The organism is Salegentibacter sp. (assembly GCF_041642575.1).
In the GTDB taxonomy this organism is placed as follows: Bacteria; Bacteroidota; Bacteroidia; order Flavobacteriales; family Flavobacteriaceae; genus Salegentibacter.
Genome location: NZ_JBEPWD010000008.1, coordinates 1 through 11,865 on the forward strand (window position 1 = coordinate 1; position 11,865 = coordinate 11,865).

Genomic DNA, 11,865 nt, shown 5'->3' on the forward strand with positions numbered 1-11,865 from the left:
TTATAACTTTTCACTGATGTCGCTCCAAAAGCCTTGGTTCTCCGTAAAGCTGATCTGGCATCTTCCAGGTTGTTTATCACTGCCTTGAAATCTCCATCGGCACCATAAAGGATGACCCCGGTGGAATAAATTCTGGGACCAACCATTTCTCCGGCCTTAACCATTTCAGCCATGCTAAATATTGTTTCGCTCAAAGCAGAGGGATCGTGGACAGTAGTAACCCCAAAAGCAAGATTAGCATACAATGGCCAGTGTTTTTCAGGAGTAAGTCCGTATCGGAAAGCACCGATATGGGCATGGGCGTCAACGATTCCAGGCATAATAGTTTTTCCTTCCAAATCGTAGACTTTTGCTCTGTTTGGTATGTTCACTGCAGAAACTTTGCCAACCGAAACAATTTTATTACCGTCAATTAAGATACTTCCATTCTCAATAACCTCGTCTCCATTCATAGTGATGATGCGCGCATTGGTAAAGGCAATTTGACCTGAAGGCACATCGGTTTCCAATTTCAGCCCAATCTTAGTTCCCTTTTCAGTGATGGGAGGAATAGAATCGGGTGAATTTTGTAAAAATGTAAAGCGTTCTGAAACCTTATTGGTAAAATATTCGTCACCCAGGGTCCAGTGTAGATTTTTGCTATCATCAGACCAGTGCAGGTTTAGCCCGGCATCTTTGGCGATCTGGCTCACCGGAACCGTTTTGGTGTTGTTGCCTAAATCAATCGGGCGGCCCGTCATTTGCAACGGGGCCACATAGGCTTTATGCAAATGCGAGAAAACCACCCATTTGTTATCGGGGCTTGGTACCAGCCTGTTTGCATATTTCGAATTGATATGTGTGCGCTCATCATTACCGGAAAGATCTATACTTTTCAAACTTTTTTCGATGCTGCCCATTAGGCCGCCCCCGGTTTGGAAGAATATGCGTTTGCCATCGGCACTGTACTGTGGGAAGTCTCCTGAATCGTAGATCTTTTTCAGATTCTCTCCTGAAGAGCTAATAGTATAAATCCCCGGTTCTTTGCCAAAAGTTTGTCCCTGGTCTGAGTTGCCTCTTTCTTTGACAAAAGCGATCTGGTTGCCATCATGAGAAAAAGATGGATTTCTGAAGATCCCCTTTTCTGAAGTTAATTTCTGAGGATTTCTTCCATTCAAACCAACTTTCATTAAAGTTCCCATTCCTTCGTCGGTCCAGGTTACATATGCGATTTCTTTTCCATCAGGTGAAAAAGCTGGTTCAAACTCAAATTCTTCATTTTTAGTGATTCGTTGAGGTTTCCCATTAGGAAGGTCCTTTTTCCAAAGACGACCGACTGCGCTAAAAACTAAGGTTTTTCCGTTAGGGGAAGTTACCGCGTGTCTAATCACTTTTGCATCAAATTCTTCAGAGAAAACCGGGTGCTCGCTGCGATGGCTTTCAGCAATTTCAATGGTGTTTTCCACCTCGAAAGGAATAACATCACTTTCAAAAGTTTCAATATTTACTTTATTGATCTTGCCTTCGGCCCAGAAAACGATTTCCTTATTGTTTGGCATCCAGTCAAAACCGGGATAAACCCCAAAAATCGCCCAGGCTTCCTGTTGATCTTTGCTCAGGTCATCATAAACCGGCCATTCCTCACCTGTTTCCAGATCGTGGATATATAAAACCGATTTGGTCCTGATACGTTTTACAAATGCCAGTTTCTTTCCATCGGGAGAAACCTGAGGTCTTGCCGCTCCACCGGGACCACCGGTGATGGTAGTGTTTTCTCCGGTTTCAAAATCGTAGCGTTTTATGACGTAAATCTGCTTATTTGGGTCTTTGTTGTACTGAAAGGCCCCTCCGGGATACATATCCTCGCTATAGTAAAGGTATTTTCCGTCGGAAGAAATGCTAGGCTCATTTACGTCCTGCTGATCGTTCTTTCGCTCGGTAAGCTGCAAACCTGCCTCTCCACCGATATGATATTGCCACATTTCGCCAGCCCCAAGGGAACGACCTGAAGTAAAATGCTTTCTGGCTACAATGGCCTGCCCATTTGGCATCCATTCAGCATTATTCAAAAGTCTGAAATCCTCTTTGGTGAGTTGTTCGGCATTCTCACCATCTCTATCCATTATCCAGATATTATCACCTCCACCGGCATCACTGGTAAAAGCAATTCTGGAACCATCGGGGCTAAAGCGGGGTTGTAACTCGTAAGCCATCCCGGTTCGGAGTGCGGTAGCCTGGCCTCCGGAAACGGGCATAGTATAGATATCGCCTAACAGGTCAAAAACTATAGTGTTACCGTCTGGGCTAACATCAAGGTTCATCCAGGTGCCTTCATCGGTTTGAAGTTGCACCTCTTTGATATTCCAGTCATCAGAATAGGGATCGTTCACATCCCATTTATCTTTTTCTTCGTCTTTTTTTTCCTGTGAGATCAGGTTGGGGGCGGCCAGAAGAAAAAGTATGACCGGAATGAAATTTTTAAGCATAGCTTGATTATTATTTGGTGCTAAAGATAAGAATACTTCGGAAAAGCGACTTGAGTTCAAAAAGTTTGTGCTTTTGGAAAGCGCAGATTTATTATTTCCCTATTTTTTTTTTAAAAGATCATGAACTATATATGATATATTAGCTTTTAGTTTAATTCTACTTGATGTTAAAATATTTCTTTCTTTCGGTTTTATTCGTAGGTATTTCCTATGGTCAAAATTATGGTAATATTCCTCCCGGCACTTTGAAGCTGAACGATAGTTTGTTTATAGATAAAACTCCTGTAACTAATGAGATGTACCTGGAATTTCTAAAGAGTAAGGACATTTTTTGGTCCATGGGGAAACATGAAGAAATTAAGACGATGTCTTCGTATGGCATCAATAGAGCAGATTTAGGGATAAATAGCAACGCCATAACAAAAACTCATTTAAAGATTTTATCGAATCTTGCAAATCAGGAAAAAGATTACTTCACCCATCCCGAGTATCGGCAATTTCCAGTATTAAATATTACAAAAGCAGAAGCTAAGGAGTTCTGTTTGTGGCGTACTGATATGGTGTTGCTATTATGGGCCATTAAATCTGAAAATAAAAAGCAGCGTACTGAATATCCCGGTGTAATCAAATACAGACTTCCTAAGGTCTCTGAATTAAACGACGCAAAATTTCATTTTTCAAAATCGGGAGATGCAATTAGGTTGAAAGGGGAGGCGCAAAAGGGACTTGAAATCATTGAAAACCCCGAAAATTTTTACTTTTATAATATCCCGGAATTCACTCAGGCGCAGAAGGTCTATGGGAATAATTCCAGAGAACAGGAGCCTATAGAAGTCCCGAATATAGACATTGGTTTTAGATGTGTATGTGAAATAATCGAGTAAATATTTTTAAAAAGGTAAATTACTCAAATCCACATTTCCGCCTGAAATGATTATCCCTACTTTTTTTCCTCTGAATTTTTCTTTTTCTCGCATTACAGCTGCTAATGCGACCGCGCTGGAAGGTTCTATAATTATCTTCATTCGTTCCCAAATAAGGCGCATAGCTGAAATAATTTCTTTCTCTTCCACTCTTATGATCTCGGAAACAAATTCCTGAATAACCGGAAAATTCTTATCGCCCAGATGAGTTTTAAGTCCGTCGGCGATTGTTTTTGTGGATTCATTGGTTTCAATTCTGCCACTTTTCAGGGAGCGGAAGGCATCATCTACAGCAAATGGTTCGGCGCCAATGCTGGCGCAATTATTTCCGAAGTAATTTACGGCAAGAGCCGTTCCTGCCAATAGGCCACCGCCTCCCACAGGAGTAATTATCAAATCCAGGTCTGGCTGTTCTTCCAGCAGTTCAATTGCGGCTGTTCCCTGCCCATAGATCACATCCAGCTGATTGGAAGGATGTAGAAATGTAGCTCCTGTTTCTTCGATGATCTTTTCAGCTGCTTCTTCCCGGTCTTTTAGAGTAGGAGGACAAATATGGATCTTGCCATCATAGTTTTTTACCGCTGCTTTTTTTACTTCAGGAGCCGAAGAAGGCATCACAATATATGCCGGAATCCCTAAACTTTTTGCTGCCAAAGAAACGGCCTGCGCGAAATTTCCCGAGGAATGGGTCACCACTCCTTTTTTGTGAGACTTTTCATCCAGGTTTAAAATGGCTGCGGTAGCACCTCTCATTTTGAAGGAGCCGGCTCGCTGAAAATTCTCACATTTAAAGAAGATCTCAGCGCCGGCAAGTTCATTTAGCAAATTGGATTTTAAAATCGGAGTGCGATGAATATGAGGTTTAATATCCTCGTGGAGCTGCTGAAATTCTTTTTTGCTAATCATTTCTGGTTTTAATAGGCAATAAAATACCGTTAGGGATGATAGAATAATCCCTAAAGTTAAAGATTCTACTACAAATGAAAAGCTCTGATTAACCTAAATCCTCGTCTTTCTTTTCTTTGTCTTCTTTCTCTTCATTTTCCTCTATCGGAATTGCCAGGAAAGGTATGTCTGCCCGCTTGAGCAATTCCAGTGAAACATTTTCAGAAAGTAGATTAAAAAGGAACCCATGTTTATGGGTGCCAACAATTAAAAGATCGGCATTGAGTTTCTTTACTTCATCAATTATTGTTTCCACAGTTGACCCTTGAATAAGCAAAGCCTCAGACTCGATATCTTGATCTACAAAAAGTTTGCTTATTTCCTGCAGCTGCCGATGTTCCTGACGGAATTCTTCAGCTTTGACATCGCGAATATACTGTGGTCCCATTTCATAACCTGTGAAATCGGGACTAGGTTCTGCTACGTGGACAACCCAGATCTTTGATCCGAATTTTCCTGCAATACTTTCAGCATAAGCCATAAGTTCTCCAATGGTATCATTGAAATCTACGGCAACCAGAATGTTTTTAAATGTATCCATATTGTTTTTATTTAATAACCTTTTTCACGCTCAACAACATTTTTTAGAGGCTCCTCTTCCATCATGCGTTCGTAATTCTCTACAATTTGAGGAACCACATATCTTGGGTGGGTAACACTGGCAATGTGAGGAGTAACAAGAACCTTGGGATGCTCCCAGAACGGATGATCCTCAGGCAGGGGTTCCTGCCAGAATACATCCAGGGCAGCTCCTGAAAGATGTCCCTGGTCTAACATTTCAATCAGGTCAAGTTCTACCAGATGTTCGCCACGGGCTACATTAATCACATAGGCACCCTTGGGTAAGTTCTGGAATAAGCCTTTATTAAGGATTTTTTCAGTTTGGGGAGTAAGAGGTAGGAGGTTTACCAGAATTTCTGATTCTTCCAGGAAGGCTTCTAATTCATTTTCTCCGGAAAAACTTTCAATATTATCTATATCCTTTGGGGTTTTTGAGAATCCATGCACATTGAAACCGTTTTTCACCAAGATCTTTGCAGTAGTAAGCCCCAGATGCCCTAGTCCCAGGATCCCTACCTTAACATCTTTATTCCTTTTGTAATTTATAGGGCTCCAGTTTTTCTCCGCTTGTTGTCGTTGATATACCGATAGATCCCGTTGGTGATCCAGAATCAGACTTAAGACAAAATTCCCCATGTCTTCTTCAAGAATTTCATCGACAACTTTTGTTATTTTTACGTTTTCAGGCAGTTCCGGATCAGAAGTTATATGGTCTACCCCGGCACCCATAGAGGCAATAACTTTTAAGTTTGGATAGTTTTTGAAAAGTCCGCGCGGATGCTTCCAGGCGAGTGCAAAATCCACTTCCTCTTTATCGTGGTCCTCGGGATATACATAAATATTTAATCCGGGATGTTGGTTTTTTAAGGCTTCAACCCAATTTTTCGGGTCTTTCCCCGGACTAACAATTAAAAATGACATTCGTTTTTCTTTAAAATGGTTAATATTTAACTAACAAAGGCGCTGTAACCGGTAATGGCACGGCCTACAATTAATGAGTTTATTTCTTTAGTGCCTTCATAGCTATAAATGGCTTCCGCATCGGCCACGAATCGGGCTACATCATATTCCAGTAAAATTCCGTTGCCGCCCATCACTTCGCGGGCACGGCCCACTACATCACGAGTGCGCATGCTACAGAAGACTTTAGCTAAAGAAGCGTGTTCATCTTGGAGCATTCCGGCATCCTGCATTTCCGAAAGTCGAAAAACCAGGGTTTGCATAGCGGTGAGGTTAGATAGCATCTCCACCAGGTGATCCTGAATAAGCTGATAAGAAGCGATTGGCCTGCCAAACTGCTCCCGTTTTCTGGTATATTTCAGGGCACTTTCGTAGGCACCACGAGCACAACCAACGGCCTGCCAGGCTACCCCGGCTCGGGTCATCCGCAGTACCTTGGCAGTATCTTTGAAACTGTCGGCCTTTTGAAGTCTATCGCTTTCAGGTACTTTACAATCGGTTAGGGTGATAAGGGCGTTCTGAACTATACGCAATGCCATTTTATCTTCCATTTTCTCGGCTTTAAAACCTGGATTTTCCTTACGTACCAGGAAGCCTTTCACCTGATTAGAATCTACGTCCCTGGCCCAGATCACGATCACGTCGGCAAAAGTGGCATTACCTATCCATTTCTTCTGTCCGTTAATAATCCAGTTTTCACCATCAAGCTTACAGGTGGTTTCCAGTCCGCCCGCTACTCCTGAACCAACATTTGGTTCGGTTAGGCCAAAGGCGCCAATCTTTTCAAGTTTTTGCATCGGAGGGAGCCATTCCTGTTTTTGAGCATCGCTTCCGCAGAGGTAAATAGAACCCATGGCCAGCCCGCTATGAACCCCAAAAAAGGTGGATATAGAAACATCTACCCGCGCAATTTCCTGGGCGATGATACCTTCCATTAAAAAAGGAAGATTGGGACAGCCGTAACCTTCATAAGGTACACCGGTTATATTGAGTTTTTTGAATTTCTCGATGATCTCGAAAGGAAATTTAGCCCGGTTCCAGTGATCGTTCACCAATGGCTTGACCTCGTCTTCCATGAAATTTCGGACCTTCATTTGAAGCTCCCGCTGTTCTTCAGTTAGTTTAAGGGCTAGATTATAAAAATCCCCATCTATGGGGGGTAAGTCGCTTTGAGCTTTCCGGCGTTTGGTTTTTAACATTTTCATCAGACCTTTGAGCTGGCGTTCATCCAGCGAGCCTAAAGCTTTCATAGCTTCCGGAAGGTCTATTTGCTGGTTGATCTTTGTCAATTGATCCATATCAACCGACTTCAGTAGCCTGAAGGTATTGCGAACTTTTTTAAAAACGGACATCTAGTGTGAGATTGGTTGGAATTTAAAATTAGGAATAATTAGGGCGTACCGCTGTTAAAGCTTTCCGAAGAAAACGTCAAAAAAAAAGGCCGCGATAAAATCACGGCCTTTCAGGTTTTTAAAAAAGGGAAATATTATAATCCGAAGGCTTCTTTTACCTTATCTACATAATCAAGTTTCTCCCAGGTGAAAAGTTCTACTTCACGGCTTACCCTGCCATTGTATGGACTCTCAAAAACTTTGGTTACAATTCTCGGTTCTTTTCCCATGTGTCCATAAGCTGCAGTTTCTCGGTAAATGGGATTGCGGAGTTTCAGGCGTTCTTCTATAGCTGCCGGGCGCATATCAAAGATCTCGGCTACTTTTTTGGCGATCTCTCCGTTTTTGAGGTCCACTTTTGAAGTACCGTAGGTATCTACAAAAATAGAAGTAGGTTCAACTACTCCAATGGCATAAGAAACCTGTACCAGGACTTCATCGGCCAAGCCTGCGGCAACTAAATTTTTGGCTATATGCCTGGCAGCGTAGGCCGCTGAACGGTCTACTTTACTTGGATCTTTTCCAGAGAATGCTCCTCCACCATGGGCACCCTTACCACCATAGGTATCAACGATGATCTTTCGGCCGGTTAGGCCAGCATCACCATGGGGGCCGCCTATTACGAATTTCCCTGTTGGGTTGATATGGTAGGTGATATCTTCATTAAAGAGTTTTTGAACATATTCAGGTAGCTGTTCTTTAACTCTGGGGATAAGGATCTGGATAATATCCTTTTTAATTTGAGCCAACATCTTTTCATCGTCCTCATCAAATTCATCGTGTTGAGTAGAAACTACAATGGAAACTATTTTCTGTGGAATATTGTCATCGCTGTATTCTATAGTCACCTGACTTTTGGAATCGGGACGCAGGTAGGTGATTTCTTTGTCTTCACGTCTAATTTTAGCCAGCTCAATAAGGATCTTGTGGGAAATATCTAAAGCCAGGGGCATATAGTTTTCGGTTTCGCTGGTTGCGTAACCAAACATCATTCCCTGGTCTCCGGCGCCCTGTTCTTCTTTTTTCTCACGGTCTACTCCCTGATTGATCTCCTGGGATTGTTCGTGTATAAGTGAAATAACTCCACAAGAATCCCCGCTAAATTTATAAGCACCTTTAGTATATCCAATATCATTAATTACGTCTCTCGCAATTGTTTGGACATCCAGGTAGGTCTCACTGCGAACCTCACCGGCAAGAACTACCTGTCCCGTGGTAACCAGGGTTTCACAGGCCACTTTTGAATCCTTATCAAAAGCCAGAAAATTATCGAGTAGGGTATCGCTTATTTGATCGGCGATCTTATCAGGGTGTCCTTCAGATACGCTTTCAGAAGTAAATAAATATGCCATATTTCTTTAAAAATTTAATAGAATTATGGGTGAGATTTGACGTAGGAAGCTAAGAGGAGTAGTATTACTGCTTTAGCATTTTTTGATACACTTTAGTGTATTCAGGGTTGCAATCAGTCAAATCCTTCCCTTTAAATTATTCGCCTACAAATGTATAAAAATAAGTGAGATTTGAAATTTCTTGAAAGAGTTAATTCTGAAATCTTTTACAGATGGAAATTTTTTAGCCAGGCTGAAGTATTGTCAACAAAGCCAAGTGGATTTTCTGATTAATTTTATTTATTTGGTTTTAAATGAATTTTTCATAAAACTTTGATAGATGTTTGGATATTAAAAAAATGAGCCCTTATCTTTGTAGCCAACAAAACAACGAAATGTATAAGTTTATTAGCAATATGATGCGTATGATGATGATGTGGAAGCTTTCCGCAGCGCGCTCTATTGCTTAAAACTGAAAAGATATTTTTGCAAAAGCCGCTGCTACCGCAGCGGTTTTTTTTTGTTGTAAAAGTTTGGTCATTTCCACGAAGGTGGAAATCAAGAAAAAAAGAATAAAAAGATAAAGGATTTCCGCTTTCGCGGGAATGAAAGAAGAAAATTATGAGTATTAACCTGTCAATAGCAAATAAAATGATAATGAACATTATGATGATGTGCATGTCTATGCGCATGAAATGCTATTGTCAGAAACGGATTTAACTTAGTTTGTTTAGAGTTCAATTCAAGTCCCCCTGGCAATAGCAAAAGCCAGGGGGACTTTTTATTTAAACCATAGTCAGTTCCGCGCAGGCGGAAATCTTTAAACTTAAAAAAAACAAATATCATGAGTACTCAAAAATTTTCAACCAACGCTTTACACGCCGGTCACGATGTAGCTTCCAACGCAGGAACTCGGGCTGTTCCTTTATATCAATCTACTTCCTATGTTTTCAAAGATTCCCAGCACGCCGCCGATCTATTTTCCCTGGCCGAGCCGGGTTTCATTTATACCAGAATCAACAATCCCACAAACGATATTCTCGAGCAGCGCCTTGCTGCCTTGGAAGGTGGGATCGCAGCCGTAGTTACAGCTTCGGGAACCGCTGCAATTAATACCACGCTTTTAACCCTGTTAAAGTCCGGTGACCATATTGTGGCCTCCAACAGTTTATACGGCGGTACTTACAACCTGCTTAGTGTGACTTTACCCAGATTGGGAATTACCACCACTTTTGTAGATCCTTCGAATCCTGAGAATTTTACCAAAGCAGCTAAAGAGAACACCCGTGCATTTTTTGTAGAATCCCTCGGAAATCCAAAACTTGATGTGTTAGATCTGAAGGCAATTTCGGCGAAAGCCAAAGAGTTTAAGGTGCCCTTTATAGTCGATAATACAGTTGCGACCCCATCCCTTTTAAAACCCATAGAACATGGAGCCGATATCGTGATCGAATCGCTCACCAAATATATTAATGGAAACGGCACCGCGCTGGGTGGGGCAATTATAGATGCAGGAAGATTCGACTGGGCAAATGGGAAGTTCCCTGAATTCACCGAACCATCTCCTGGTTATCACGGCCTTGTTTACCACGAAGCCCTGAAGGAAGCGGCCTTTATTGCCAAAGTGAGAATTGAAGGCTTGAGAGATCATGGCGCGGCTTTGAGTCCGTTTAATGCCTTACAGATCATTCAGGGGCTGGAAACTTTGGAAATACGCATCAAACAGCATAGTGAAAACGCGCTGGAACTTGCTAAATGGCTTCAGGAGCAACCGGAAGTAAAATGGGTGAATTATCCCGGGTTGGAAAGCAGTAAATATTATAAGCTTGCCCAGCAATATCTTCCGAAGGGACAAAGCGGAGTCGTAACCTTTGGAGTTGATGGCGGCTATGAATCGGCCAAAGTTGTGGCCGATGAAACCAAACTCTTTTCCCTTGTTGCTAATATTGGGGATACGAAATCATTAATTATTCACCCGGCAAGTACAACTCACCAGCAATTAAGTGTGGAGCAGCAGGCTACAACGGGGGTGACACAAGACCTCATTAGACTTTCAGTTGGGTTGGAGGATGTGGGAGACCTGAAGAAGGACCTTAAAGAAGCTTTTTCAAAAATCAAGAAAAAAGCATTGGTATAATCATTTGTTGGTTGGAAGGCGAAGGGAAAAGCATCCAGGTTAAGACTTTTCCCTCACCGTCTTTCGAAAAAATAGAAAAATATGCTTCAAGAGATCTGTATAAAAAACTTTGAAAATTCCGTTGGCGGAATTCAGGATATTCATTTATGCTTTCAGCAATTTGGACAAGCTGCCCGATTGGCTCCGGTGGTACTGATTAATCATGCACTTACGGGAAATTCCCAGATCACAGGCGAAAACGGCTGGTGGGGCGGAATTGTGGGCCCCGGGAAAACTATAGATACCGACCTGTACTCCGTTATAGCTTTTAATATTCCGGGAAATGGTTTCAGCGGAAAAAAAGAAGATCTGATAGAAAATTACAAGGATTTCAGGTTAAGGGATGTCGCTCAATTGCAGGCTTTGGCCCTGGAACAACTGAGGATCGATAATCTTTTTGCGATTATTGGTGGTTCTGTAGGCGGCGCCCTGGCCTGGGAACTTGCGGCACTTAAGCCTGGGCTGGCAGAAAATATAATACCAATTGCAACCGATTATAAAGCGACCGATTGGGTGTTGGCAAACTGTAAAGTACAGGCTCAGATCCTGAATAATTCTGCGTGCCCGGTTAAAGATGCCCGTATGCACGCCATGACCTTTTACCGCACTCCGCAATCGCTGACAAAAAAGTTTAACCGTTCAAGGGAAGAAGTGAAACCTTGTTACAAGGTTGAGGGCTGGTTGCAATACCATGGTGATAAGCTAGAGGGGCGTTTTCAACTGGCGTCATATAAATTGATGAATCACCTACTCACCACCATCGATATCAGCAACGGCAGTGGAAATTACCTGGAGGCCGCGAAGAAGATCGAAGGTGATATTCACATCATTACCGTGAATTCTGATTGGTTTTTCCTGGCAGAGGAAAACTGGGAAACTTACGTGGAACTTTCTCTGGTGAAACCAAATGTGAGAATTCACGAGATTAAATCAGTACATGGGCATGACGCTTTCTTAATTGAGAATGCACAACTCGCCCGATTTTTAAAACCTGTATTTAGAACCAACAAATTAGCAAATGAAACCAGCAAGGTGCTGGACCCAAAAATTGGCTATTTACAGTAGGATGTTTATAAGCCTGTGCTTAATTGCCAATTTGAGATTAAAATTAGT

9 protein-coding genes are annotated in these 11,865 nt (G+C 42.1%); 3 read left to right on the forward strand and 6 right to left on the reverse strand.

What is annotated here, in order from left to right; translation table 11 throughout:
- Nucleotides 1–2,465: amidohydrolase (locus ACESK1_RS02895; protein WP_372917739.1), on the reverse strand; the 2,465-nt coding region annotated here is incomplete at its 3' end.
- Between the two features lie 164 nt (nucleotides 2,466–2,629).
- Here ACESK1_RS02895 and ACESK1_RS02900 point away from each other — a divergent pair.
- Nucleotides 2,630–3,349 (forward strand): SUMF1/EgtB/PvdO family nonheme iron enzyme, encoded by a 720-nt coding sequence (locus tag ACESK1_RS02900; protein ID WP_372917741.1) that lies wholly within the window; start codon nucleotides 2,630–2,632, stop codon nucleotides 3,347–3,349.
- Between the two features lie 6 nt (nucleotides 3,350–3,355).
- Here the strand turns inward: ACESK1_RS02900 and ACESK1_RS02905 are convergent, their stop codons facing one another.
- The 5 genes from ACESK1_RS02905 to metK all read right to left on the reverse strand — a co-directional run bounded on the left by ACESK1_RS02905 (nucleotide 3,356) and on the right by metK (nucleotide 8,597).
- Nucleotides 3,356–4,294, reverse strand: coding sequence for a pyridoxal-phosphate dependent enzyme (locus ACESK1_RS02905; RefSeq protein WP_372917743.1), 939 nt, complete (start codon nucleotides 4,292–4,294; stop codon nucleotides 3,356–3,358).
- A gap of 88 nt (nucleotides 4,295–4,382) precedes the next feature.
- Complete coding sequence (locus ACESK1_RS02910; RefSeq protein ID WP_372917745.1) at nucleotides 4,383–4,874, reverse strand: universal stress protein; 492 nt, start codon at nucleotides 4,872–4,874, stop codon at nucleotides 4,383–4,385.
- A gap of 11 nt (nucleotides 4,875–4,885) precedes the next feature.
- Nucleotides 4,886–5,815: a 2-hydroxyacid dehydrogenase gene (locus tag ACESK1_RS02915; protein ID WP_372917747.1), complete on the reverse strand. Its 930-nt coding sequence runs from the start codon at nucleotides 5,813–5,815 to the stop codon at nucleotides 4,886–4,888.
- Nucleotides 5,816–5,841: 26 nt separating this feature from the next.
- Nucleotides 5,842–7,206 (reverse strand): acyl-CoA dehydrogenase family protein, encoded by a 1,365-nt coding sequence (locus tag ACESK1_RS02920; RefSeq protein WP_372917749.1) that lies wholly within the window; start codon nucleotides 7,204–7,206, stop codon nucleotides 5,842–5,844.
- A 134-nt stretch (nucleotides 7,207–7,340) separates the two neighbouring features.
- On the reverse strand, nucleotides 7,341–8,597 hold the full coding sequence (gene metK / locus ACESK1_RS02925; RefSeq protein ID WP_372917751.1) for a methionine adenosyltransferase: 1,257 nt from the start codon (nucleotides 8,595–8,597) through the stop codon (nucleotides 7,341–7,343).
- 823 nt (nucleotides 8,598–9,420) lie between these two features.
- Here metK and ACESK1_RS02930 point away from each other — a divergent pair.
- The gene (locus ACESK1_RS02930) at nucleotides 9,421–10,713 is read left to right on the forward strand and encodes an O-acetylhomoserine aminocarboxypropyltransferase/cysteine synthase family protein (protein ID WP_372917753.1); all 1,293 of its coding nucleotides are present in this window, start codon (nucleotides 9,421–9,423) and stop codon (nucleotides 10,711–10,713) included.
- A gap of 81 nt (nucleotides 10,714–10,794) precedes the next feature.
- Complete coding sequence (locus tag ACESK1_RS02935) at nucleotides 10,795–11,817, forward strand: alpha/beta fold hydrolase (protein WP_372917755.1); 1,023 nt, start codon at nucleotides 10,795–10,797, stop codon at nucleotides 11,815–11,817.
- Nucleotides 11,818–11,865 lie beyond the last annotated feature (48 nt).